Here is a 25,012-nt window from a genome sequence, read left to right on the forward strand (position 1 = left end):
GTGCCCGACGCGGACGGCTGCTCCGGGTGGAGACGGCCGCCCGCTGCGGCCGGCACGAACGGCCGCCATGCGGAACGAACGGCGATTGATCGAAAGCCGATATTCTCTTCACGAGCCGCCATTGTCGGGCTTCGGCTCTCTCTGGTCCTGCGCGTCGAGCCAGGCTCGCGTCTCAGTGAGGACCTCGTTCGAAAGTTCTGAATCGTCGCTCATGCGCGCCAAAATGAGGGCGCCCACCATGGCGGCCCAACTGCCGATCGCGGCGCGGCGCCTATATGCCTGACCCGAGCCAGGGGCGACCTGGCTGAGGCGCTCGATCTGACGCTTGAGCCCCGCTGTCATCTCGGCGCGGGCTCCGCCGGGCTGGCGGATGATCTCCGACGCGAGCGCAGCAACCGGACAGCCGCAAGCGAAATTGTCTCGGTGCTCGGGTGACAGATATTGCTCCGCAAGGGTCGCCAGATCGACGGATGGCGGCTCGGTTTCCCCCTGTAGTTCGGCCAAGGTCCGGGCGATCAGATCATCCTTGTTCTTGAAATAGCCGTAGAACCCGCCATGCGTGAGCCCGGCCGCTTTCATGACATCCGTTACGGTGACGGCGTCAAAGCCACGCTCACGGAACAGCCGACCGGCGGCTTCCAGAATGGTTCGCTTGTTCTCCAGGACCTGCTGCCGGCTCACTCTCATCGTCGTCTCCTCGGATTCCGATTGACATATACATGATGGTCATCATATATCAAAATACATGATGGTTATCATGAATAAGGCATAGGAGCATTCTCATGAGCATGAAGCCCGCCGTCCTTGTCACCGGCTCCTCCTCAGGCATCGGAGCCGTCTATGCGGATCGCTTTGCGCGCCGCGGCCATGACCTCGTGCTGGTTGCGCGCAATTCGGCGCGCATGGGCGCGCTGGCCGAGCGCCTCCGGAGTGAGACCGGTGTCGGTGTGGATGTGGTGCAAGCTGACCTGACCGACTCGCAAGACCTCACCCGCATCGAGCAGCGCCTGCGCGAGGATGCGCGCATTGGCGTGCTGGTCAACAATGCCGGCACAGCCATTCCCGGCGGCTTTCTGAAGCAAGACGGCGAGAGTTTATCGAAACTGATCACGCTCAACGTCACGGCTCTCACCAGGCTTGCCAACGCGGCCGCTCCGCGCTTCGCCGAGAGCGGCGACGGCGCAATCATCAATCTCGCCTCGGTGGTCGGTCTCGCGCCGGAAATGGGCGCCACCGTGTACGGCGCGACCAAGGCGTTCGTGCTGTTCCTCTCTCAGGGACTTGGTGTCGAACTCGCACCCAAAGGCGTCTACGTCCAGGCGGTGCTGCCTGCCGCAACCCGCACCGAGATCTGGGAACACGCAGGCGTCGACGTCGATACGCTTCACGGTGTGATGGATGTGGGCAAGCTGGTCGATGCCGCGCTGGTCGGTTTCGACCGCCGAGAGCCCGTGACCATTCCGCCGCTGCCCGAGGCTGCCCAGTGGAGCGCTTTCGACGCCGCTCGCCAGGCAATGTTGCCCAATTTTGCGCAGACCGAACCGGCCGAGCGCTATCAAACCGCCGCTTGACGGCACGAAGAACGACCAGAACCGGTGATGAAACAATGAGTAAGCAATCAGGAAAAGTCGCAATCGTGACTGGAGCCTCCTCGGGCATCGGCAAAGCCACCGCTGAGGCGCTCGCGCGGGCGGGCTTCACGGTATTCGGGACAAGCCGCCGGACAATTGGAAACGGGCCGAAACAGGTCACCATGCTGGTCTGCGATGTGACTGACGAGGCATCGGTCAATGAGTTCGTCTCCGAGGTGCTGTCGCGGACCGGCCGAATCGATCTCCTGGTGAACAACGCCGGCCTCGGCCTTTTCGGCGGAGCCGAGGAGTCGTCGGTCGCGCAGGCAAAGTCCCTGTTCGAGGTCAATTTCTTCGGCCTCGTGCGCATGACCAATGCCGTCCTGCCGTCGATGAGAAAGAGCGGTCGGGGACATATCGTCAATATCAGCTCGGTTCTCGGCTTCTTGCCCGCGCCTTATTCAGCCCATTACGGCGCGACCAAGCATGCGGTCGAAGGCTATTCGGAGTCGCTCGACCACGAGACCCGCACGTTCGGCGTCCGCGTGACGCTCATCGAACCGGCATTCACCAAGAGTTCCTTCGATCAGGCTGCCCTCAAGCCGGACGCCATGCTGAAAGAATATGACGAGGCCAGGGCCGGTGTGGACAAGCTTGTTCAGCATGCAATGACCGCTGGCGATCCCCCGGAAGTGGTCGCCGACACCGTGGTTATGGCCGCGACCGTCGCGCGCCCGAAGCGCCGTTATCCTGCCGGCAAGGCCGCGAAACAGGTCAGTCTCGCGCGGCGCTTCGTGCCCGCCGAAATGTTCGACAAGAGCCTGCGCAAGCAGTTTGGCCTGCCGGTCCTGTAGCTCCGCGGACCGTCGACACCCTCGCCGACCAAAGCGCCCGACGTCAGCCCTGGTGGAAGAGCGGTCGATGCCCGCCCTCCCCGGCCGGCGGCGGCTGGTGCATCCAGGCCCTGCAGGCCGGCTTCACCCGGATTTCAGCCATCCAGCAGGGCTTTCGCGCTGTCGGCATCCGTCACGATGACCGTCGCCAGCCCGGCCCGGGCCGTCGCACGAAGAATGGCGTGCTTGTGGCGGCCGCCGGAGGCGACGATGCGGCAGGCGATGTTCCGGTAGTCGTCGAGCTCGGGCGAGAGCACCTGGCTGTTGAGCGGATGGTCGACGGGCCGTCCCTCCGCGTCGAGATATCGGCCCAGGAGGTCGCCGACGGCGCCGGCGGCAAGGAGATCGGCCGGGGACGTGCCCGGCGGCAGGCCGTAGCGCACCTGGAGCGACTGGTCCGACACGTCGCCGACGCTCAGGAAGGAGATGTCGACGCCCACTATGCGGCGGAAGATCTTCTCGAACACCGATTGCGAGATGATGGCGTCGCGCGATTGCGAACTCTCGGCGTAGATCGGCGCTGCGAAATAGTTGCACTGCGCCTGCAGCACCTGCGCGAAACCGCGCACGATCTCGAAGGTGTTGATCTCGGATCCCCGGGTGAGACCGCCCATCATCGAGCAGACGTCGATCGCCGGTTCGCTGGCCGGCGTCATCTGCCGGACCGTCTCGCGCAGCGTCGAGCCCCAGCCGACGCCGATCGAGGCCGGCCTGCGGTACTGGATCAGCCGGTCGAGATAGGCCGCGGCGGCGCGGCCCAGCACCGCATGCAGCAGCCGCGGATCGCCCGGCGTCGGCGCGATGACGGCCTCCTCCAGGCCGAAGCGCTCGCACAGCCGCGCTTCGAGCTCCACATTCTCGGCAAGCGGAGAAGTGAAGCCGATCCTCACGACGCCCTCCCTCGTCGCCGCGGCGAGAAGCTCGTTCACCCGGCGGCGGGTGAGGTTCATGCGCTCGCCGATATCCGCCTGGGTCAGACCCTCCACGTGATAGAGCCACGCGGCCTTCACCATCAGCTGCTGCTGGTCCATGCGGCGATTCCCTCCCTCTTTTCCTCCGGTTACAGATGTCACATCACCGTAACATCTGTAACCTATCCACTCTGGACCATCCGCTTGCGAGGCCTCCGGTAACGGCAATGACGACCGACCTGCTGATTTTCGACTGCGACGGTGTATTGATCGACAGCGAGCCGGTGGCAAGCGGGCTGTTCGCGAAGGCGCTGCGGCGCGCGGGGCTCGACGTCAGCGCGGCCGAAGTGCACATGCGCTTCACAGGCGCCTCGGAAACGGAAAGCCGGCGCATCCTGATCGACGAATATGGATTGGCCGATGCCGACCGCGTCTTCCTCGACGCCAACGCGGAATTGTATGCGGAATTCGCGCGTTCCCTTCGTCCCATGCCCGGGATGCAGGCGCTGGTGAAGGCGCTGCACCATCGCCGATGCGTCGCGTCGAACAGCGGCCTCGAACGGCTGCGCCGCAGCCTCGGGCTCTTCGACCTCTGGCACGAATTCGCCCCGCATGTCTTCAGCGCCGAAATGGTCGAGCAGCCCAAGCCGGCGCCCGACCTCTTCCTGCTATGCGCCGAAAGACTCGGCGTCGCGCCGCAACGATGCATCGTCATCGACGACAGCACCCACGGCGTCGCCGGCGCGGTGGCGGCGGGCATGAGGGCCATCGGTTTCGTCGATCCGGCCGATCCGCGCGAACGACGCCGCGCCATCCTCGCGCAGGCGGGCGCGGCGCTCGTCGTCGAAGGGGCTGCGGAACTGGCGGCCGCGATCGATGCCGTGTCGCCGGCAAGCACACGAAGGACGCAGGCGGCCGGTATGGAGATCTGATCGAAGCTGTTGCTTGGAAAGGGTTGCGGAATACAGACTCAAGCCAAGCCACAGGTACGATATATATAAGTCGCAGGAGCTTGAATTGTTTCTGTGACCCTACTTCCATTTTTAAATCGTGCAAACTATTGAGAGATATATACACATATATGTCATGAATTTGTCACAAATACTTTACTAATCTGAAACGCCCCGTGACTTAGATGCCGCGATCGCAAATCCCAGGACATCGGCAGAAGGAGAGCCAGACATGTTTTCACTCAACCGGCGGCGCGCGCTCGGCCTCATGGGCGCAACGGCCGGCAGCATCGTGCTGCCGCGCTTCGCGATCGGACAGGCGGCCCGTCCGTCCGTCACCATCGCCGTCCAGAAGATCACCAACAACAACACGCTCGACATCTGGAACGAGCAGTCGAATGTCGGCGAGCGCGTCTTCTTCCCCAATTTCTGGGAAGGCCTGATCCTGCGCGACTGGATGGGCAATCAGGGTCCGGTTCCCGGCCTCGCCACCGAATGGAAGCGGCTCGACGACAAGACGCTCGAGCTCAAGCTGCGCCAGGGCGTCAAATTCCACAATGGCGACGAACTCACCTCCGACGACGTGGTGTTCAGCTTCTCCGCCGAACGCGTCTTCGGCGACACCCAGCCGGCCGGCGGCAAGACGATCTTCGAGGCCGACCACAAGCCGACGACGGTGAAGGAACTGCCGGCCTCGGTGCCGGGCATCGGCCGCCGCCTCTGGCCCAGCCTCGCCGGCATCGAAGCGGTGGACAAATATACGGTGCGGTTCCACAACGCCACGCCGGACGTCACCCTCGAGGGCCGTCTCTACTCCGGCGGCAGCCAGATCGCCAACCGCCGCGCCTGGGACGAGGCGGCGAGCTATGCCGACTGGGCGCGCAAGCCGATCACCACCGGCCCGTACATGGTCGGCGAATACCGGCCGGACGTCTCGCTGACGCTGGTCGCGTTCGACGACTATTGGGGCGGCCGGCCGCCGCTCGAGCAGATCCGCTTCGTCGAGGTGCCGGAGGTCGCTTCCCGCGTCAACGGCCTGCTCTCGGGCGAATACGACTTCGCCTGCGACCTGCCGCCCGACCAGATCGCGGCGGTGCAGAACACGTCAGGCTTCGAGGTGCAGAGCTCGACCATCTGGAACCATCGCGTCTCGGTCTTCAACACCCAGAACCCGATCCTGGCCGACCCGCTGGTGCGCCGGGCGATGACGCATTCGATCGACCGCAAGGCGATCGTCGATGCGCTGTGGGCCGGCCAGACCGTCATCCCGGCCGGGCTGCAGTTCGATTCCTTCAAATCGTCCGGCATGTTCGTCGACGGCTGGGCGGCGCCGGAATTCAGCCCCGAACTGGCGCGCGAGCTGCTGAAGCAGGCCAATTACAAGGGCGATCCGATCCCTTACCGGCTGCTCAACAACTACTACACCAACCAGACCGCCAACGCGCAGATCATGGTCGAGATGTGGAGGCAGGTCGGCCTCAATGTCGAGATCGAGATGAAGGAGAACTGGGGCCAGATCCACGATCCGCAGGGCGTGAAAGGCGTGCGCGACTGGTCGGCCTCCAACACCATCAACGATCCGATCACGCCGATGGTCGTGCAGTTCGGCCCCAATGGCGAGGTCCAGCAGAAGAAGGACTGGACCAACGCCGAGCTCAACGAACTCTCCGTCGTCATGGAGACCAGCACCGACCGCGCCCTTCGCAGGAAGGCGATCGGGCGCATGCTGGAGATCTGCGAGCGCGAGGACCCGGTCTATCAGGTCCTGCACCAGAACGCGGTCTTCACCGGCATGAAGTCGTCGCTGAACTGGAAGGCGGCGCCGGCCTTCGCGATGGACTTCCGCCAGGGCAACTGGACGAACTGAACCAGGCCTGAAACCGCCCCGGCGGCACGTGCCGCCGGGGCTTTTTGCCATTCCGCCGGCCGACCGGGCCGCGCGCAGCCGGGGCGACCCGCGACGGTCGCGGACGAGACATGACGATGACGGCATCCAGCCTGGTTGAACTACGCGCGCTGAGGGTCGCCTTCGACGGGGTCGAAGTGCTGCACGGGATCGATCTCGAGGTCGATCGCGGCGAGTCCGTGGGCCTGGTGGGCGAATCCGGCTGCGGCAAGTCGGTAACATGGCTTGCCGCGCTCGGCCTCCTGCCTGACAAGGCCAGCGTCACCGGCTCCGTCCGGCTGGAAGGACGGGAGCTTGCGGGCGCGCCGCGCCAGACGCTGGAGACGGTACGCGGCAAGCGGATCGCGATGATCTTCCAGGACCCGTCGAGCTCGCTCAACCCGGTCCTTCGCATCGGCCGCCAGATCGCCGAGGCGCTCGGCGCCCATCGGGGACTGTCGGGCGCGGCCGCCAGGGCCGAAGCGCTGCGGCTCATGGACATGGTCGGGATCCCCGATCCCCGCCGTCGCTTCGACCAATATGCGCATGAATTCTCCGGCGGCCAATGCCAGCGCCTGATGATCGCCATGGCGCTCGCGGGAGAACCCGACCTGTTGATCGCCGACGAGCCGACGACGGCCCTCGACGCGACCATCCAGGCCCAGATCCTCGACCTGCTCGCGCGACTGAAGGACGAGACGGGCATGGGGCTGGTGTTCATCAGCCACGATCTCGGCGCCGTCTCGCAGGTGTGCGAGCGCGTCTGCGTCATGTATGCCGGCCGCATCGTCGAGCAGGGCACGGTCGAGCAGCTTTTCTCCGCGCCGCGCCACCCCTATACGCGCGGCCTCTTCGACGCCATTCCCCGTCTCGACGGGCCGCGCGAGCGGCTGATCCCCATCCCCGGCACCGTGCCCGACCCGAGGGAGCCGCTGCAAGGCTGCTCCTTTGCGCCGCGCTGCACGCGCGCCACCAGCTACTGCCGGTCCAATATGCCCAGGCTGCTGCTGCAGGACGACGGCCGCGGCCTCGCCTGCGCGCATCCGGTGGAGCCCGCGCAGAAGGGCTCGACCAGGGCCGCAATTCTCGAAGACACGATGCAATGACACCACTGATCGAGGCCAGAAATCTCGTTCGCACCTACGAGGTTCGGAAGGGACCGTTCAGTCGTCCCCAACAACCGGTGCGCGCCGTGGACGACATCTCGCTCGCGCTTATGCCCGGCGAGACGCTCGGGATCGTCGGCGAATCGGGATCGGGAAAGTCGACGCTGGGCCGCATGCTCCTCGGCATCGACCCGGCCCAGGCCGGCGCGGTGCTGTTCGAAGGCAACCCCATGCCGCCGCCGCGGAGCCCGCAATGGCGGGCTTTGCGCGCCAGGATGCAGCTCATCTACCAGGATCCGCTCGCCGCGCTCGACCGGCGTCTCCCCCTCGGCGTCCAGATCCGCGAACCGCTCGACATCCACCGGATCGGATCGAGGGAGGAGCGCGAAGGGCGCGTCCGCGAGCTGATGGACGCGGTCGGCCTGCGCGCCGACCAGGCCGGGCGCTATCCGCACGAGCTTTCCGGCGGCCAGCGGCAGCGCGCGGTCATCGCGCGGGCGCTGGCGGCACGCCCCTCGCTCATCGTCTGCGACGAACCGGTATCGGCGCTCGACGTCTCGATCCAGGCGCAGGTGGTCAACATGCTGCGCGACCTCCAGGAGAAGAACGGCATCGCCATGGCCTTCATCAGCCACGACCTCAAGGTCGTGCGCAACATCGCCGACCGGGTGGCGGTGATGTATCTCGGCAAGATCGTCGAGGAAGGATCGTCCGACACGATCTTCCGCTCGCCGCGCCATCCCTATACGCAGGCGCTGGTGTCGAGCGTGCCCGTGCCCGGCAGGAGGCTGCAGAGCCGCGTCATCCTGCAGGGCGAGCCGCCCAATCCGGCGGCCCGCCCGTCTGGCTGCGCCTTCCATCCCCGTTGTCCGCTGGCCGTGGATCGCTGCCGCGTCGAGACCCCGCATCTCCGGCCGGTCGAGGCGGAGCGGACCGCGGCCTGCCACCTCGTCGCCGGCACCGACGCCGCGATGGCGGCCTGAAGGAGGCGGCGATGCTGCAATTCGTGCTTGCACGGCTCGTTCGGGCGGCCATCACGATCGCCGCCGTGGTGACCTTCGCCTTCGTCGTGCTGCGCATGTCGGGCGACCCCGCCCAGGTCATGCTCGGCCCCGATGTGCCGCAGGAAGCGGTCGACGCCTTCCGCCGCGCCTGGGGCCTCGACCAACCGCTGTGGATCCAGTATCTCGCCTATCTCAAGGCGATCTTCACCGGCGATTTCGGGGTGTCGATGCGCGACAAGGCGCCGGCCATCGACCTGGTGATGGCGCGCGTGCCGGCCACGCTGCAGCTGACGATACCGGCCCTCATCCTCAAGCTGGCGATCGGCATTCCCGCCGGCGTCTACGCGGCGCTCCATCGCCAGAGCGCCACCGACCGCGGCGTGATCCTGCTCGCCATCGTCGGCTTCACGATCCCCTCCTTCGTCATGGGCCTGATCCTCGTGCTGATCTTCTCCGTCACGCTGGGCGTGCTGCCCTCCGGCGGCCAGGACACATGGATGCACGGCCTCCTGCCGACGATCACGATGAGCATCGGCGGCATCGGCATCCTCGCGCGCTTCTCGCGCAGCGCGATGATCGAGGTCATGGGCCAGCACTACATCCGCACCGCCTCCGCCAAGGGCCTCAAATGGCACGATGTCGTCTGGGGGCATGCCCTGCCCAACGCCGCCATTCCGATCGTGACGATCGTCGGGTTCATGGTGGGATCGCTGATTGCCGGCGCCGTCGTGGTGGAATCGATCTTCTCCTGGCCGGGCATCGGCCGGTTGCTGGTCGTGTCGGTGACCAACCGCGACCTCGCCGTCGTGCAGTGCATCCTGCTCATCATCGCCGCCGTGATGGTGGTCTCCAACCTGATCGTTGATCTTCTCTACGGCTGGCTCGATCCGCGCCTCCGCATGCGCGCCAACCATTAGAAAGCCGGAAAGACCAAAATGTCCTCGGCAAACCTCACAGACACGCAGCCTCCTCGGCCGGCTTCCGCCCTTCTGAAGCGGATCCGCCGGCAGGTCCCCGTTTCGGTCGGGCTCAGTCTGGCATGGCTCGCACTGATGGTTCTGGTCGCGGCCTTCGCCGACGTCCTGCGCCCCTACGGCATCACGGCCATGGACCTCGGCAGCCGCCTTTCGCCGCCCGGTTCGATGACCCACTGGCTCGGCACCGACGAGCTTGGCCGCGACGTGCTCTCCCGCCTCATCCAGTCGATCCGCGTTTCGCTCGTGATCGCATTCGGCGCGACCATCATCTCGGCCGTGTTCGGAACGGCGCTGGGCTTCGCCGCGGCGCAGTTCCGCGGCGTCGTCGAGCATCTGGTCCTGGTGCTCGCCGATTTCCAGGCGGCGCTGCCGTTCCTCATCATGTCGCTGGCCGTGCTCGCCTTCTTCGGCTCCTCGATGGTGCTGCTGGTCTGCCTGATGGGCTTCTACGGCTGGGAGCGCTATGCACGCATCGCGCGCGGCCTGGCGATCTCGGCAGGCGCGCAGGGCTACGCGGCTTCGGTGGTCCAGCTCGGGGCGACGCCGGCGCGGGTCTATTTCCGCCACATCCTGCCCAACGTCGCCTCGACCCTCATCGTTTCGATGACGCTGACCTTTCCCGAGATCATCCTGATGGAAAGCGGCCTCTCCTTCCTCGGCCTCGGCGTGCAGCCGCCGGAGACGAGCCTGGGCAACATGGTGGGCTTCGGCCGCGAATATCTGACACGCGCGCCCTGGATCATGCTCGCCCCGGCCGCCGTCATCATGCTGACGACGCTCTCCATCTCGCTTGTCGGGGACTGGCTCCGCGACCGGCTCGACCCCACCATTCGCTGAGACCTTCCATGACCCTCATCACAGGCCATCGCGGCGCCCGCAATCTGTGGCCGGAAAATTCCCTCACCGGATTCCGCAACGTGCTCGACATCGGCGTGGACGCCATAGAGTTCGACGTTCACCTGACGCGCGCCGGCGAGCTCGTCGTCATCCACGATGCGACGCTCGACCGGACAGCGGAAGGCTCAGGCCCCGTGCGGGACCTGACACCGGAGGCGCGCTCGGCCACCAGGCTCAAGGAGACCGACGAAGCCCTGCCGACATTGGCGGACGTGCTGGCCGTGCTGGCGCGCAAGGACGGGCCGCGGCTGCATGTCGAAATCAAGATCGACGAGACGGGAACCCCTTATCCGGGGATCGCGGCGCGGGTGGCCGCGGAGCTCGAGCGCTTCGGCGTGGCCGGCAGGTGCCACCTGACCTCCTTCGACACCTCCGTGCTTGAGGATTGCCGCCGCCACGCGCCCAACGTCGCGCGGCTGGTTTCGGTCAACGCGGCCTGGGCCGAACGGCAGGGCGGTCTTTCCGCATTCCTCGATCGCGTCGATGCCCTCGCCGAGATCGTCGCCGTCCATCACGAGCTGATGGAGGCGGAGTGGGAACCGATCCGGGCAAGGCTGCCGCTGGAGCGGCTCTGCGTCTGGACACTCAACGACGAGGCGGCAATCGGGCACTGGCTGGAGCGCGGCATCGGGCATCTGACCACGGATCGCCCCGACCTCGCTCTCGCCCTGCGCGCGGCCGCAATCGCGCATCGCTGAACACATCAAAGGGAAACTGTCCCTGTCCAACATCATCGCCACGGGCTTCAATTCGGGTTCGACCGACGGCGAACTCTTCAGCCTCGAGGCAGACCTTCGCCGCCTCGCCGACATTGGCGTCGATACGGTCGAGCTCGGGTTGACCAGCGTCGATCTCATCGCGGGTGGGCGCGTCGTCGAGGAAAGGGCGCAAAGGCTGCAGGCGATCACCCGCCAGATGCCCTTCCGCTACACCGTGCATGGCCTCGTCTCCTCGAATTTCATGGATCCCGCGACGGTGCGCTATCAGCTCGATGCCGCGAAGGCGCTCATCGAGGTCTGCGACCGGATCGATGCGCGCATCATCGTGCAGCATGGCGGGCATCTGCGCGCGGACCAGGTCATCGACCGCGCGGGCGCGGACCGGCGCGAGCGCGAAGCGCTTTTCGAGCTTGCGGAGTTTGCGCAGCGCTACGGCGTGCGGATCGCGCTGGAGAACATCTTCACCACCGAGCCGGGACAATACCGCCAGACGCCGGCAGAAGTCGCGGCCACGGTCAAGGCGGTCGGTCATGCCAACCTCGTCGCGCTGATCGACTTCAGCCACGCCTATATCGAATCCAGCTATCGCGGGCTCGACTTCCGCGAAGAGCTGCGCGCGATGGCGCCGGTGGCGGGCCACCTCCACGTGCACGATTCCTTCGGCCGGCCGCAGGCCTTCTACAAGCCCTTCCACCCGCAGGAACTGACCGCCATGGGCGTCGGCGACCTGCATATGCCGCTCGGTTGGGGCGACATGGACTGGGACGGTATCTTCAGCGAGCTGGAGTTCCTGCCCGATACGGTGCTGATGATGGAGATCGGGCCTCGCTACCGCAGCGAGCAGCCGGCAAGCCTCGAAAGGGCGCGCCGGCTGATGGCGCTCAATGCCGGCCGCCGGCAGATCGCGGCCGAGTGACGAAAACCCGGGGAGCTGCAACACCCCATGTCGCTAGCCCGGCGCGGCTTTCCGCCGGCCCAGACATCAATGGCCTGGATGCCGAAACATCCGGGCCAACGGTCGATCCCGTCGACCGTTGGCATCAGCCATCCGACGCGAGAAACGCCCGGGCAAAACCCGGCTGCGCCGCCTCGATCGTGCCGTCGGGCAGCCTGAGCAGCCGGTCGAAAGCGATCCCGTAAAGCCGCATCCGCTCCTCGAGCATCGCCACCGCGGCGTCGACATTCCCCCGCTCGGCCTCGAGCATTGCCTGATACATCACATCCCGGAAGATCAGCCTCAGATGCAGGAGCATCTCCGCAAAGGCCTCCGGATCGGGCACGTCGAAGGTCCCCTCCTCGCTGCCTTTCCTCAGGAGATCGGCGAGCATCGGCCTGGCGAGTTCCCTGCCCGCCTGGTCGATGCGATGGAAGAGCACGATGTTCTCCGGCCGGAAGAGGACCGAGAAGGTCTTCCTGAGCTGCGGAGCGAGCTCGACGTTCAGCCGCCGCGATCCTGAGAAGAGCGCATTGATCCTGCCGATGGCGTCGAGCGACGGGTCATCGAGCATGGGCTGCAGCTCTGCCAGGCTGTCGCGGGCCAGCCTCGCGGCAAGCGCCTCCAGCAGGGCCTCCTTCGACGCGAAGTAGTGATAGAACGCCCCCTTCGACAGGCTGGTCTCGCGGATGATGTCGTTGACCGTGGTATTTTCGTAGCCGTGCTCGAAAAAGAGGCGCTGGGCGCAATCGAGCAGCTCGGCGGCGCGCGTCTCGGGCGATTTTCTCACGCGTGGCAAGGTCGGGCCTCCTGGCGGGGCGGTTCCCATACAGAGAGCACGAAGATTTCATTTATGCAACTTTTATAGACCGACGGTCGGTCTGGTGCTATAGGTTCCCGCGCCCATGCGTCCTTTCCGGGAACATTTCATGCGTCTGACACGCTGGATTGTCGGCATTGCCCTGGTCGCGGCGGCGACGGGATCCGTCGCCTGGTATGTCTCGCGGCCGGCGACGGTCTCGGTGATGTCGCCGGCAAGGGGCGACGCGGCGGAAATCGTCTATGCGAGCGGTTCGGTCGAGCCGGAGACCTGGGCCAAGGTGACCCCCGTGGTCCGCGAAAGGATCGTCGAGCAATGCAATTGCGAAGGCTCGAGGGTCGCGCAAGGCGATGTGCTCGCCCGTCTCGACGACAGCGAAGCCCGCGCCGTGCTTGGCGAGTTGAAAGCGCGGGAGGCTCTCGCGCGCAAGGAGTTCGAGCGCCTGTCGGTGCTCGCGGAGAAGAACGCGGCGAGCCTGCAGGCACTCGAGCGGGCGCAAAGCGAACTCGGTCAGGCGGAAGCGCTGGTGGCAGGCCGCGAGGCGCGGCTTGAAACCTACATCTTGCGCGCGCCGCTTTCAGGCATCGTGCTGAGGCAGGACGGCGAGGTGGGCGAGGTCGCCGAACTCGGCACCGGGCTGTTCTGGGTCGGCGAGCCGAAGCCGCTGCTCGTGGTCGCGGAAGTCAACGAGGAGGATATCCCGCGCGTCAAGGTCGGACAGCGCGCTTTGCTCAAGGCCGATGCCTTCCCCGGCCGGATACTGGAGGCCGAGGTCGACAGCATCACGCCCATGGGCGATCCGGTGACCAAGACCTATCGCGTCCGCTTCCGCCTGCCCAACGACACGCCGCTCCGGATCGGCATGTCGACGGATGTGAATATCGTCATCCGCGTCGCGAAGAACGCCCTGCTGGTTCCCTCAGTCGCCGTCGAAGGAAACCATGTCTTCGTGGTCGAGGGGGACAGGGCATCGCGGCGCGAAATCCGCGCCGGCATCCGCGGCACCAGCGGCATCGAGGTCCTGTCCGGCGTTGACGAGTCGTCCCGCATCGTCTCGCCCTATCCGGCCGAACTCGACAACGGCGCCCGCGTGGCCATATCTGTCTCACGGGAGGAGTGAGACATGCCGCTCATCCTCGATATCGCCTTCACGCATATCGCCGGCCGTGGCCGCCAGACGGTCGTGGCCGTGCTCGGGGTCGCGGTGGGCGTCGGTTTCTCCATCGCCATGGCGGCGCTGATGCAGGGCGGGCAGGACGATTTCGTCAGGCAACTCGTCGACACCATGCCCCATGTCGACATCACCGACGAACAGCGCACCGCCCGGCGCCAGCCGGCGGAGGATGTCTTCGCGACCGTTGCCATCTCCGGCTTGAGGCCACGCGACGACCGCCGCGGCATCATCAATCCCACGGCCGCGAGCGCCTGGCTCGAGAGCTGGCTTCCGGGACGGTTCGCCGAGAGCCTCAGGACCCAGGCCGTGATCCGTTACTCCAGCCGCGAAGTCGGCGCCGCGGTCATCGGCGTCGACCCCGAGCGCGAGCCCGGAGTGTCGCCGATCGTGGAGGACTTCGTGGAAGGCAGCTTTGCCGCGCTTACCGCAGGCGGCAACAATGTGCTCGTCGGCGACACCATGGCGGTCCGGCTCGGCGCAGAACTCGGCGACACGATCAGCGCGGTCTCCTCCGAAGGGCTGACGCGCAACTTCAAGATCGCCGGCCTGTTTCATACCGGCACCACAGCGCGCGACGAGGGCGAGGCCTACATCCTGCTCAAGAACGCCCAGATACTCTCGGGCAGGCCGAATGCCATCAACGAGATCCGCATCAAGCTCGACGACCCCAACCTCGCCCCGACGGTGGCGCATCGGGCCGAAGCAGAGCTCGGCTACAAGGCCGTGGCCTGGCAGGAGGCGAACGAATCCATCCTCGAGGCGCTCGTCGTGCGCAACGTCATCATGTACACCGTCGTCGGCGCGATCATGCTGGTCGCGGGTTTCGGCATCTTCAACATCATCTCCACCATCACCCATGAGAAGGCGCGCGACATCGCCATCATGAAGTCTCTCGGCTTCCCGGAGAGCGACATGCGCCGGCTGTTCCTGCTGGAGGGCATGGCGATCGGCGCGGCAGGCTCGGCGCTCGGCTGGCTGCTGGGCTTTTCGATGACCTACGCGCTGTCGCAAGTGCGCTTCGAGATCGCGGCGACCGGCCAGGAAATGACGCGCCTGCCGATCGCCTGGAGCATGCTTCACTATGCCATCGCCTCGTCCTTCGCGCTGGGCTCCGCCGCGGTGGCGGGATACCTGCCCGCGCGGCGCGCGGCGCGGCAGAACCCGGTCGATATCATCAGGGGCGCGACATGAGCGTGTTGGTGGAGACCGAAGGACTGACGCGCGTGCTGCCGGAAACCGTGCCGGTGACGCTGGTGAAGGACATCACGCTGTCGATCGGCGAGAAGGAGTTCGTGGCGGTCACCGGCCCCTCCGGTTCGGGCAAGTCGTCGCTGCTCTACCTGCTCGGCCTGCTCGACCGGCCGACCGGCGGAAAGCTCCATTTGGCAGACCGTGACACCGGCCCCATGAACGAGCGGGAACGCGCGGCGACCCGGCTCTCGATGCTCGGCTTCGTGTTCCAGTTCCACTTCCTCCTGCCGGAGTTCACCGCCCGGGAAAATGTCGAAATCCCGATGCGCAGGCTCGGCCGGCTGCAGCGTGGCGAGATGCGGGAGCGGGCCGGCGAACTGCTCGCTTCGCTGGGGCTCGCCGACCACGCCGACAAGCGGCCCGACCAGCTCTCGGGCGGTCAGCGCCAGCGCGTGGCGGTGGCGCGCTCCCTGGCCAACGACCCGCCGCTCATCCTCGCCGACGAGCCGACGGGAAGCCTGGACTCCAAGAGCTCCGAACAGGTCTTCGCGATCCTTGCTGATCTGGTGCACGAGCGCGGCAAGACGGTGGTGGCAGTGACCCACGACCTCGACATGGCCGGGCGCATGGACCGCCGCATACACATCGTCGACGGCAAGATCGACGGCCAACCGCAATGACGCCAGTCGATGAAGGCGCGCTCCGGATGGGGCGGACGACCTATCGAAGATGCGTAAGCACGTTGAGCAGCTTGCCGGTCGGGTCGGAAACGAAGAAACGTCTGACGCCCCAGGGTTCGTCCGTCAATTCGTAGACCACCCTGGCGGCGATCTCGTTCGCGCGGCGATATACCCCGTCCACATCGTCGACCTCGATCGACAGATCCGGCACAGGGGTGCCTGAGCCGCCCTCGCTGGCGATGCTGACCTGAGGGGTGGTTGTTTCGCCTGATGCCAGCGTCACGAGCCAGCCGTGGTCCATGACGGCATCGAGCCCGAACAGGTCGGAATAGAACTTCCTGACTTCAGCAACACTGTCCGTTGCGATGATCGGCATGATGCGCAGCACGGTCATTGCGCCATCCTCCGGCTCAGGATCCAAAGATGTCCGAACGGGTCACGAATACGACCCTCGCGTTTTGCGCTGTCCCTGATCGAAGTGACGGGAAAGACGGCTGTAGGAACTGGGGGCGATGACATCATGATCTCCTGGGCGCGGCATGGGATGACTGCAGCCCGTCGCGTCGAAAAGGTTTCGGACGACAAGCTGCAGGCTCCTGATTTGGCGAATGTCCTTTCCCCGAAACCGCCGAACACTTTCGGGAGACACGCTTCAGGCATAGCTGCCCGCAGCGGACAACGTCTTGAACAAAAAGCTAAGAGGCCCGATCCAATACGTGCCCGACATAGGGCCGAACGCTCGCACGCAGGCGGCCAGGCGTCATCGATGCAAAATGCTCGACCTCTCGCGTCATGTGCGACTGATCCGAGAACCGCGCCTCATATGCCACATCAGACAGGGAGGCCGCCGGCGACAGCCGGCCGAGCGCGATCCGAAACCTCTCGATCCTGAGATAGCGCTTCGGCGTGAGGCCGACATTCATGACGAAAAGTCTTCTGAAGACGTGGGCCGAGAGCCCCAACTCTTCGCAGACATCCTTTATGGCCGCCCCTGACCTGAGACGCTCGATCCCCCTGTTCAGCACCAGCATTGCCGAAATATCGACAATCCGCTTTTCGATTTCGCTTTCGAGCAGTTCGAGCCTGGCATGGTGGGTCTCGACGTCCCGGAGACGATCCGTGAGCCGAGCGGCCTCTGCGCCCCAGAACCGCGCGAGGTCGATCACGCGGTCGGTTGTGTCCTGGATCGATCCAAAAAGCGGACCGGCTCCGCCGGGCTGGAAGCTCGCCCCGCACAGGGAAATCTGGGGTCTGCGCGAAATGCGGCGAGGCAAGGTCGAAGGGCCTTGCAGCACGTGCAACGGGCGTAGACTCGGGTCCTGCGGATCATTTTCGCCGAGCGGGATTCCCGAAAGGCTGAAAATGATCTGGGCCCGCCCCGAGGGCAAGACCGTCTCGTATCCATCCGCCGTTGCGTCCGAAACGCACCAGAGCCGGTCCACGATCAGCCTCGTTGTCTCTTTGTCGGGTTCGCGAGCCGTCAGCATGGAATTCCGCCGGTCGGATCTGTCTTCGTCCGGTATGATCCTAGCATCCTGCCGGCGACGGCGAGAATGCAATAACGATACGTCCCAGTCACAAGCGGCCCTGCGGCGCAGCATCGCCGTCCAGTGCCCTGCCCGGCGTTCCGGTACCAGCAGCCGTCGCTCAAAGCGTGGCCAGCCGGGAATTGGACACGGCGTTCGCATAGGCCCGGCGCAGCGTCAGCTTCTCTTCCAGCGCGGCGATGATCGCTGCGGCGAAATCCGTCTTGTACATCGCGCTGGCTCGGGCCAGGCCACCCGGCGTGAAGACATTGATCTCGAGCAGCTTGTCGCCGACGAGATCGAGCCCGACAAGAAACATGCCGTCGCTCACCAATTTCGGCCGCACCAGTTCGGCGATGGCGAGCATCTTGTCCGTCACCTTGATCTTGCGCGCGGTTCCGGCAGCGTGGATGTTGGAGCGAAGGTCGCCCTTGGCCGGCACGCGGCGAAAGGCAGCATAGTTGCCGTCGCGCTCCAGAGGCCGGCCATTCATCAGGAACAGACGCACATCGCCGGACTTCGCCTCCGGAATATAGGCCTGCGCGACCAGATAGCCGTCGCCGCTGGCCGCCTCGAAGATCTGGTTGAGGTTGGAATCGTCAGGTTTGGCGATTTTGAAGACATTCTTGCCGCCCGAACCCTGGAGGGGCTTGACGATGCAGCCCCTTGGCTGCTTGTCGATGAATGCGCGGATCTCGGCGACGCTGCGCGATATCAGCGTTGGCGGTCTGATGGCTTCGGGGAAGGCCTGGAGATAGAGCTTGTTCTGCGCCTGCTCCAGGCCATCCGGATCGTTGACCACCACCACGCCGCGCTCGGCCGCCAACCGCCCGAACATCAGGCCCGCATTGGCGGCCCAGGGCCGGTTGCTTGCGTCGAGCGACGGATCGTTGCGCAGGAACAGAATGTCGATATCGCTTGTCGCGAAGGTCTTCTTCTGGGTCGCCGCCTCCTGCAGCGCGGCGTGCAGCTTTTCGACGGCCTTGTAGGGAGCGCTCGGCAGGACCACGACACTGACCGCCAGGCTATCGTCCGGCCGCAAGATGAAGTCGCCTGGCTCGACATAGACGACCGAATGCCCGCGCTGGGCCGCCGTCAGCGCCAGCGTCGTCGTAGTGTAGCCGGATGTCTCGCTCTCCACGGAATTGACAAAGAACGCAATGCGCATCGAGGACCTCCGGTCAGGCTTCAACCATGTCGATCGGATCGATCCCCGCCATCGCCTTTTTCAGGCGAGGCCGCGCCGCGTCGGAGGAGAGGAAGGCAGGTTCAAGCCGGGGCGGCCGCAGCAGGCCGCGTGCGCGGAGTTCCTCGATCGCGCCGAAATGTGCAGCCGAGATCTTGCCGATCCAGAACGGCGTGAGGCTGCCGCCGTTCTTCAAATGATCCAGCACCTGCAGCACGCCGCGCAGATAGATCGCGTCCTTTGCAAGACCGCCGCCCCGGAAGACACGCAAGACGATGTTGAAGTCAATATGCTCCTCGAGACCATGATCTTCATGAAGGATCCGGAAGACCTCCTCGAAGGTTGCGCCGCCAAGCATCGCCTGGCATGCGACGACCCTGGCCGCAAGCAGCCTCAGCCGCGCGGCGGTCATGCCGCCGACCAGATATTCCGCCAGCACGGCGAGACCCTCCTGCATGCCTTCATAGCCTGCAAGCCCGCTGCGAAGTATGGAGAGCCCCTGCATATCGCCGTTGAAATAGGTCAACAGATGCACGCCGATCTCGTGGCTGAGAAGAGCCGTCAGCCGCTCCGGAGCGAGGCTGGTGTCGCGCGAAACGAACAGCCGGTTTCGAGAAACGAGAAGGCCGGCCGGCAGGTCGGCACGAATTTCCACCGAGGCTTCGAAATCAGGGTAGGCCGCGCGGTATCCGGCGATCATGTCCCGCGCCGCCGCCGCAACGGCTTCGGCGCCGAGACCTTTCTGCTGGACTGTCGGCGCGGCGCCGACCGTTTTCTCGAGAATATGGCGCGCCCTCGCAGCCAGGGCCGGCTCGACATTTCCATAGAGCGCGCGCCCGAGTTCGACGAAGCGGGACGTCTCACGCGTCGCAAGCAGCGACAGCTGAAGGTCGAGTTCCTGCTGTTTTTCGGAAAGCAGGCCGCTCAGGAGCGGATCTTCTAGGTGATCGAGCGAGATGGAATAGAGCTTGCGCTTCTCTGCAGCGATCTCGAATTCGAGCGGCCGGTAATACAATTTCGGCGCTCGCTCGAAATCGCCTGCCTGGAATTCCTGCCACGCTTGCTCGGCGTTGATCGGCGTAACGGCAAGCAGGAAGTCGAAGGCCGACGCCACCTCGTCGATCGACCGGTCGGCGCGTGTCACGGCGTCGACGTAGGCACGCCGCCCGAGGGAACGATGGGTTGCCGGGGGCTTGAGCTTCGATGCCTTCAGAAAGGCACTGACGGCCTGCAGCGCCGTATCGACCATGTTGGCCACGACGCGGTCGCGCAGCGCAGGGTAGATACGCTCGGTACCGGCCACCTTGTAGATCGGCGCGAAGCGAACCGCGAGCCACGCTACATTGCCGAGATCATCCCAAAGCCGTGCCTCCCCCGACGGAGCGGAGCCGAGGTCGCCCACGCGCGGTGTCCGGTACTTCGCCTCTCGCTCGGATGCGGCGGTTGCGAAACATTTGAGTGCGGCCTTCTCCGGCGCCGTTTCGCCGCTGCCCAAAGCGATCTCGAAAGGCCTCAGAAAGGGCACGTCGTCCGTCAGGAACCGGTCTTCGGCCAGTTCGCCGAAATCGATCACGAGAAATGCGCCGCAACGCTCCCGCATCCTTTGCGCCACCAGCCGCACCACCGCGCGGGCGAGGCCGATATCGGCCGCGATCAAATAGGACGCGCTGGCTGTAGCGATGTGATATGCGGCATTCTGCTGCGATCCCAGATAGACGCAGAGAAAGGGCAGCGGCCGGTCCAGGTGCAGACGGTGGCCGTCGCAGAAATCGTTGCGGATCGGCTTGCCATCCTTCTGAAGCGCGTCGAGGTCCAATTCGATCGCTGCCAGGGGAGCACCGGGTTCCACGGGCTTCGGCTTCATGCCACGCCCCGCAGAGCCTGCTCGAGGACCGGCACCGTGGAGGCCAGCGCGGCACGCAACTGTCCGATGGCCCCCCAGTCGGGTACGCCGCTCCATTCGTCCATGAATATCTTCTTGAACTCCACCGCAATCGCGCAGCCGGTCCGGGGAAAGCCGGCATGGACGAAACGGGTCTGTTCGCCCCTGCCCTGAAAGGCAACATTCGAGCGCACATCCAGGTTCCTGCCGTCGAGACGGCGACGGCTCAGCGCATCGATGAAAGGGTCGACGACCGGCGCCCATCGCTTACGGTCCATGGAGAAGGTGCCTATGTTGATGTCGGGCGCCAGGTCCGGAGACGCAGGGTCTGCCTTCGGCCCGTCACGGCGGTGATTGTAGCTATGGACATCGACCAGCACGAACCCTCCGTAGCGCCTTTCGATCCCGGCCAGCACATGCTTCAACGCGCCGTAATAAGCATCGTGGAACGAAAGAGACGCCTTCACCATGTCCTCCGACGGTCGCTGTCGCCAGACTTCCAGGCCCCAGGACTGCTCGGGCGACAGATAGACGGCGTGCTCGCGGGCGCGATTCAGATCGACCTCGAAGCGCGATCGATGAACGACGATTTGGGTCGGGAAGTCGGCGATAAGATGCTCGGTAAAAGGGTCCTCCTCGCGTCGCCGGTCAGCGTCCGCAAGGCGCATCAGAGATCGAGTGGCGCGTCCCACGTCGGTGCCGCTATGAATTGCCGTCCCCACAACCGGAGAATCGCCCAGCTCGATGATCGTCCAGCCTTCAGGTGATCCTTCCGGATCCGTTTTCACGATTCGCTTGTTCACGATCATCGAATGCATGGATGGGCCGGACGGTTCCGGCTCGCGAGCAAATCTCAACGATCCCAGCGGCTTGTTCCGCCGGCCTGGATGCCGGCACATCCAGGCGTCGTGGATTCCGGCGCTCCGGGCCGCCCATCGTCGCCGAGTTCGACCGGGAGAACGGTCGCCCCGATGTCGTGATCGCGGCATGTCCGAGCGAAGATTGCGGAATCAGTGGCTGCCAGTGGCCGGACGGCGGTGGTCGAAGCGGCCGTTCCTCCACGCGGACGAGATCCGTCCTGGCAGCCTCAGGCCATCGTATCCGGTCCCGGGTCGCCGCCGGCCGCGGCGATCGCCAGCCTGCGCATGTAGTGGCTCCAGCCCTTCTCATGGCTGGCACGCTCGGCCTCGTCGGGCAGGCCGCTGTGGGTGAGGCGCACCAGGGTGCCGCCGCCCTCCTTTTCGACGAGGTCGATCTCGATGAGCGTCGAACCGGGCGGGACGTTCTCGCGTCCTTCCCAGCCGAAGCTGTAGGCGAGGCGATGGACGGGGATGACTTCCGTGAACTCGCCGCGGGCGACATTCTTGCCGCCCACATCGACGAGATAGATGCCGCCGGGATGCGGCTCCACGGTCGCCTTGCTGGCGAGCCAGCGCATGATCTTGTCGGGATCGGTGAGGAAGGCGAAGACCGTCGCCTGCGGGGCAGCGATCTCGATCTCGCTGCGAACCGTCTCGGCCATGACTGCTCCTCCGGATGGTCGGTATGCGATGCTTGCTGCAATGTAGGCCGAATGCGGGCGACGACAAGAAAGCTGCTGCCGCCTCATGACAGGCGCGCGACGCCGTTGCATGATCACGATCATGCAACTGCCCTGCGCCCTCTCCTTTCTCGTCGACGAGGCGATCGACATGCCAGGCGCCGACACTTTTCTCGCGGAGCTCGGCGCGCGGCTCGTCGCCGACGGCCTGCCGCTTGCCGGCGGCAGCCTCACCCAGGCACCGCCACACCCGATCATCGCACGGCGCAGCTGGCTCTGGCGTGCCGACACAGGGACAGTGATACAGGCGCTGGGCATCGGCTCAGCCGGGACAACCGGCGCCGACCACGCCAAGGCCGATCGCGACTGGCTGGCGGGGCTCGGCATGGTCGTCATGGAGGAAGATGCCGCCGGCCATGCGCATGATCACGCAGCGATCCGCTGGGCGGCGACCCGGCCGCTCGACGCGTCCGAGCTGGAGCTGCTGCGCGCGGTGGCGCGCTTCGCCGTCGCGCCGCTTGCCGTGATCGCGGGGCGCGCGACACTGGCGGCGCTGCTTGAGACCTATCTCGGCCGGCGCAGCGCGGCCCAGGTGCTGGCCGGCCGGCTGCGGCGCGAGACCGGCGAGACCATCCGGGCGGCCCTGCTCTACGCCGACCTGCGGGGCTTCACCGCACTGTCGGAAACGGCGAAGCCACAGGAGGTGATCGCCGCGCTCGACGCCTGGTTCGACCGCATCGGCGGTGCCGTCCACGCCTTCGGCGGCGAGGTGCTGAAATTCATCGGCGACGGCGTGCTTGCGATCTTCCCGATCGGAGAGCGCAGCAGCGGCGCGGCATGCGACGCGGCGCTGCGCGCGGTCGCCGCCGCGCGCGCCGGTATGAACCATCTCGACAAGAGCCGCGCCGAGCAAGGGCTGCCGCCCCTGCCGTTCGGCACGGCACTGCATGTCGGCGAGATGCTGTGGGGCAATATCGGCACCGCCGACCGGCTGGACTTCACGGCGATAGGCCCCGCGGTCAATCTCGTCAGCCGGCTGGAGGGCCTCTGCCGACCGCTCGGCCGAACCGTTCTTCTCTCGGGTGCCATCGCGGCGGAAACCACGCAGCCGCTGGTTCCGCTCGGCGAACACAGGCTGCGCGGCATCGCAGCGCCCTGCGCGGTGTTCGCACTGCGGGAGTGAAGTGCCGATCTTGCCGCCCTGGCTGCGTGCAGGCCGTGATATGCGTGCGGATCGAAGCCTGTCGCCCGTCGATCGCATCGACCGGCGGCATCATGCCGCCTGCGTCCGGCGTGGCGTTTCGTCGTCGGCCATGAACTGCAGCATGGCGGCAAGCGCGCCGACGACGATCAGAGAAATCCACGCCGTCGAGTAGCTGCCGCTCCATTGATAGGTGAGACCGCCGAGCCACGCGCCGAGAAAGGCGCCGAGCTGGTGGGTCAGAAACATCACGCCGAACAGCGTTCCGAAATTGGCCGCGCCGAAGCGCGAATTGATGAGGCCGCTGATGGGAGGCACGACGCTCAGCCAGAGAAACCCCATGGCCGCGGCGAAGACGAGCGCTGTTTCGGCACTGACCGGCAAGGCGAAGAAAAGGGCGACGGAGGCCGTCCTCAAGAGATAGATCAGCGCCAGCACATTCTTTTTGCCCCAGCGCTGGCAGACGTAGCCCGCAACCAGCGTTCCGACCGCATTGCAGATGCCGATGAGCGCGATCGCCTGGGCGCTGACCGACGGCGGCAGGCCGCAGATGCCGATGTATTTCGGCAGGTGGGTCGCGATGAAGATCAACTGGAAGCCGCAGGCAAAGAAGGAAACGGTCGTGACGACGAAAGCCTGGTCGGCGAGTGCCTCCCTTATGGCGCCGCGCGCGTCGGACTTCTCGCCGGTCGCGCCTTCACCGCCGTCCGGCGCGCCGGCGCGGAAGACGAAGGCGACCGCTGCCATGCACAAAGCGAGCGCCGCCAGTCCACCGAGCGCCCCCTGCCAGGACCAGAGCTCGATCATCGCTTGTGCCGTCGGCGCCAGCACAAAGGTGCCGAGCGAACCGACGGCGGCGCTCAAGAGCCTTGCCAAGATCACCCGTAAAGATGCCGCAGGAGCACATCTGTGTGCGTCCGCAGGCGAGCCCTTCACAGGCGACATGGATGTCGCCGTCTTCACACAGTTCCGGACGCAAAGCCGCTGCGCGTCCTTGCTGAAATTGCTCCGATCCCGCCGACCCGGAACCAATCGATGAATGCCCGCAGTTTCGCGGGCTGCAGGTCGCGGGACGGGAAGTAGATGTGGAGTTGCTGCTGCTCCGGCTCATAGGCGTCGAGTATGCCCACCAGTTCTCCTGTCCTGAGGGCATCTTCCTCGGTAACCCGAAAACGCTGAGCCAGCCCAAGGCCCGCATGCGAGGCCAGCGAGAAATGCGCGTTGTCGTCGAGGATGAGCACTCCTGGCGGATCGAGCTGGACGATCTCCTCGCCGCGGCGAAAGATGAGCGGTTCCAGTCTGCCGCTTCCCGGATAACGGTATCGGATTACGCGGTGACGGCTCAATTCCTCCGGCGTCCGCGGCGTGCCGGCACGCGCCAGATAGTCCGGGCTGGCGAGCATCGAGCGACGCAGGGGCGGACCGATTGGAACGGAGATCATGTCCAACGCCAACGCGCCCCTGAAGCGGATGCCGGCATCGAATCCCTTGCTCACGATGTCGGTCAGGCGGTCATCCGTCGACAGTTCCAGGCGGATCGCCGGATAGCGCGTGACGAAATCCGCCAGCGTCGGCAGGACGCAGATTTCCGCCGCCAGTCGCGACAGAGTGATCCTGAGATGGCCGGACGGCTCGCCATCCGTCTCCTTCACCGCCTCCACGGCGCCCGAGAGAAGCCCGATCGGCCCCTCGATCGCCTCGAACAGTTCGCGGCCCCGCTCGGTCAAACGGACGCTGCGGCTCGTGCGATCGAAGAGGCGTATGCCCAGCCGCAGCTCGAGTTGCCGGATCGCCTGGGAAATCGCCGAGACGGAAATGCCGAGCCGGCCGGACGCGGCAGTAAATCCACCGGCCTCCGCAACGGCGCGGAAGACGGGTAAAGCGCTCAGAACAGTGGATTCCATCATTAAGAATACCTTCACGATCCTTCCATGAATCTGCCCGTTTTTCCGGATGGTTGTCGAG

General features: G+C 65.6%; 25 protein-coding genes and 1 pseudogene. 14 read left to right on the forward strand and 12 right to left on the reverse strand.

The window, feature by feature from the left end; genetic code table 11:
• Positions 1-108: 108 nt before the first annotated feature.
• Entirely contained in the window at positions 109-687 is a 579-nt protein-coding gene (locus JN302_RS30945) for a TetR/AcrR family transcriptional regulator (RefSeq protein WP_202330234.1), read from the reverse strand.
• A gap of 95 nt (positions 688-782) precedes the next feature.
• Between JN302_RS30945 and JN302_RS30950 the strand changes: the two genes are divergently transcribed.
• Positions 783-1,571 (forward strand): SDR family NAD(P)-dependent oxidoreductase, encoded by a 789-nt coding sequence (locus JN302_RS30950; RefSeq protein WP_202330235.1) that lies wholly within the window; start codon positions 783-785, stop codon positions 1,569-1,571.
• Between the two features lie 35 nt (positions 1,572-1,606).
• Positions 1,607-2,425, forward strand: a complete 819-nt coding sequence (locus tag JN302_RS30955) for an oxidoreductase (protein WP_202334507.1) — start codon at positions 1,607-1,609, stop codon at positions 2,423-2,425.
• Between the two features lie 134 nt (positions 2,426-2,559).
• Here JN302_RS30955 and JN302_RS30960 read toward each other — a convergent pair whose 3' ends face one another.
• Positions 2,560-3,495 (reverse strand): sugar-binding transcriptional regulator, encoded by a 936-nt coding sequence (locus tag JN302_RS30960; RefSeq protein WP_202330236.1) that lies wholly within the window; start codon positions 3,493-3,495, stop codon positions 2,560-2,562.
• A 107-nt stretch (positions 3,496-3,602) separates the two neighbouring features.
• Here JN302_RS30960 and JN302_RS30965 point away from each other — a divergent pair, with 107 nt between their 5' ends.
• From JN302_RS30965 to JN302_RS31000, 8 genes are all read left to right on the forward strand, one after another.
• Positions 3,603-4,307, forward strand: a complete 705-nt coding sequence (locus tag JN302_RS30965; RefSeq protein ID WP_202330237.1) for an HAD family hydrolase — start codon at positions 3,603-3,605, stop codon at positions 4,305-4,307.
• 250 nt (positions 4,308-4,557) lie between these two features.
• On the forward strand, positions 4,558-6,192 hold the full coding sequence (locus JN302_RS30970) for an ABC transporter substrate-binding protein (RefSeq protein ID WP_202330238.1): 1,635 nt from the start codon (positions 4,558-4,560) through the stop codon (positions 6,190-6,192).
• Positions 6,193-6,302: 110 nt separating this feature from the next.
• On the forward strand, positions 6,303-7,316 hold the full coding sequence (locus JN302_RS30975) for an ABC transporter ATP-binding protein (protein WP_202330239.1): 1,014 nt from the start codon (positions 6,303-6,305) through the stop codon (positions 7,314-7,316).
• Positions 7,313-8,299, forward strand: a complete 987-nt coding sequence (locus tag JN302_RS30980; RefSeq protein ID WP_202330240.1) for an ABC transporter ATP-binding protein — start codon at positions 7,313-7,315, stop codon at positions 8,297-8,299. Before JN302_RS30975 ends, JN302_RS30980 begins: the two co-directional genes overlap by 4 nt.
• 11 nt (positions 8,300-8,310) lie before the next feature.
• On the forward strand, positions 8,311-9,237 hold the full coding sequence (locus JN302_RS30985) for an ABC transporter permease (RefSeq protein ID WP_202330241.1): 927 nt from the start codon (positions 8,311-8,313) through the stop codon (positions 9,235-9,237).
• 18 nt (positions 9,238-9,255) lie between these two features.
• Positions 9,256-10,134 carry an ABC transporter permease gene (locus JN302_RS30990; RefSeq protein WP_202308186.1) on the forward strand — a complete coding sequence of 293 codons (879 nt, stop codon included), beginning with the start codon at positions 9,256-9,258 and terminating at the stop codon, positions 10,132-10,134.
• An 8-nt stretch (positions 10,135-10,142) separates the two neighbouring features.
• On the forward strand, positions 10,143-10,892 hold the full coding sequence (locus JN302_RS30995; protein ID WP_202308187.1) for a glycerophosphodiester phosphodiesterase family protein: 750 nt from the start codon (positions 10,143-10,145) through the stop codon (positions 10,890-10,892).
• 22 nt (positions 10,893-10,914) lie between these two features.
• Positions 10,915-11,829 (forward strand): TIM barrel protein, encoded by a 915-nt coding sequence (locus JN302_RS31000; protein WP_202315162.1) that lies wholly within the window; start codon positions 10,915-10,917, stop codon positions 11,827-11,829.
• A 124-nt stretch (positions 11,830-11,953) separates the two neighbouring features.
• On the opposite strand, the gene JN302_RS31005 is transcribed toward JN302_RS31000, so the two are convergent.
• Positions 11,954-12,637, reverse strand: coding sequence for a TetR/AcrR family transcriptional regulator (locus JN302_RS31005; RefSeq protein WP_244743652.1), 684 nt, complete (start codon positions 12,635-12,637; stop codon positions 11,954-11,956).
• Positions 12,638-12,776: 139 nt separating this feature from the next.
• On the opposite strand from JN302_RS31005, the gene JN302_RS31010 reads away from it, so the two are divergent.
• The 3 genes from JN302_RS31010 to JN302_RS31020 are packed head-to-tail and all read left to right on the forward strand — an operon-like array spanning position 12,777 to position 15,712.
• The gene (locus JN302_RS31010) at positions 12,777-13,787 is read left to right on the forward strand and encodes an efflux RND transporter periplasmic adaptor subunit (protein ID WP_202330242.1); all 1,011 of its coding nucleotides are present in this window, start codon (positions 12,777-12,779) and stop codon (positions 13,785-13,787) included.
• 3 nt (positions 13,788-13,790) lie between these two features.
• Positions 13,791-15,032: an ABC transporter permease gene (locus JN302_RS31015; protein WP_202308190.1), complete on the forward strand. Its 1,242-nt coding sequence runs from the start codon at positions 13,791-13,793 to the stop codon at positions 15,030-15,032.
• On the forward strand, positions 15,029-15,712 hold the full coding sequence (locus JN302_RS31020; protein ID WP_202330243.1) for an ABC transporter ATP-binding protein: 684 nt from the start codon (positions 15,029-15,031) through the stop codon (positions 15,710-15,712). Before JN302_RS31015 ends, JN302_RS31020 begins: the two co-directional genes overlap by 4 nt.
• 40 nt (positions 15,713-15,752) lie before the next feature.
• Here the strand turns inward: JN302_RS31020 and JN302_RS31025 are convergent, their stop codons facing one another.
• The 7 genes and pseudogenes from JN302_RS31025 to JN302_RS31050 all read right to left on the reverse strand — a co-directional run bounded on the left by JN302_RS31025 (position 15,753) and on the right by JN302_RS31050 (position 21,828).
• Positions 15,753-16,106: a VOC family protein gene (locus JN302_RS31025; protein WP_202330244.1), complete on the reverse strand. Its 354-nt coding sequence runs from the start codon at positions 16,104-16,106 to the stop codon at positions 15,753-15,755.
• Positions 16,107-16,407: 301 nt separating this feature from the next.
• Positions 16,408-16,878 (reverse strand): helix-turn-helix domain-containing protein, encoded by a 471-nt coding sequence (locus JN302_RS31030; protein WP_202330245.1) that lies wholly within the window; start codon positions 16,876-16,878, stop codon positions 16,408-16,410.
• Between the two features lie 6 nt (positions 16,879-16,884).
• Positions 16,885-17,400, reverse strand: a pseudogene (locus JN302_RS40050) (DUF6597 domain-containing transcriptional factor); the annotation flags it as partial.
• A complete protein-coding gene (locus JN302_RS31035) occupies positions 17,360-18,406 on the reverse strand; it encodes a glutathione synthetase (RefSeq protein WP_202330246.1) in 1,047 nt (348 codons plus the stop codon). The pseudogene JN302_RS40050 and the gene JN302_RS31035, both read right to left, overlap by 41 nt.
• Positions 18,407-18,419: 13 nt before the next feature.
• Positions 18,420-20,288, reverse strand: coding sequence for a flavohemoglobin expression-modulating QEGLA motif protein (locus JN302_RS31040; RefSeq protein WP_202330247.1), 1,869 nt, complete (start codon positions 20,286-20,288; stop codon positions 18,420-18,422).
• Entirely contained in the window at positions 20,285-21,115 is an 831-nt protein-coding gene (locus tag JN302_RS31045; protein WP_202330248.1) for an N-formylglutamate amidohydrolase, read from the reverse strand. Before JN302_RS31045 ends, JN302_RS31040 begins: the two co-directional genes overlap by 4 nt.
• 278 nt (positions 21,116-21,393) lie before the next feature.
• Positions 21,394-21,828, reverse strand: a complete 435-nt coding sequence (locus tag JN302_RS31050; RefSeq protein ID WP_202330249.1) for an SRPBCC family protein — start codon at positions 21,826-21,828, stop codon at positions 21,394-21,396.
• Positions 21,829-21,949: 121 nt separating this feature from the next.
• On the opposite strand from JN302_RS31050, the gene JN302_RS31055 reads away from it, so the two are divergent.
• On the forward strand, positions 21,950-23,029 hold the full coding sequence (locus JN302_RS31055; RefSeq protein WP_202334508.1) for an adenylate/guanylate cyclase domain-containing protein: 1,080 nt from the start codon (positions 21,950-21,952) through the stop codon (positions 23,027-23,029).
• 90 nt (positions 23,030-23,119) lie between these two features.
• Here the strand turns inward: JN302_RS31055 and JN302_RS31060 are convergent, their stop codons facing one another.
• Positions 23,120-23,911 carry an MFS transporter gene (locus tag JN302_RS31060; protein ID WP_202330250.1) on the reverse strand — a complete coding sequence of 264 codons (792 nt, stop codon included), beginning with the start codon at positions 23,909-23,911 and terminating at the stop codon, positions 23,120-23,122.
• Positions 23,912-24,006: 95 nt separating this feature from the next.
• Complete coding sequence (locus JN302_RS31065) at positions 24,007-24,969, reverse strand: LysR family transcriptional regulator (protein WP_202330251.1); 963 nt, start codon at positions 24,967-24,969, stop codon at positions 24,007-24,009.
• Positions 24,970-25,012 lie beyond the last annotated feature (43 nt).

This window comes from Mesorhizobium sp. L-8-3 (assembly GCF_016756615.1).
Lineage (GTDB): Bacteria > Pseudomonadota > Alphaproteobacteria > Rhizobiales > Rhizobiaceae.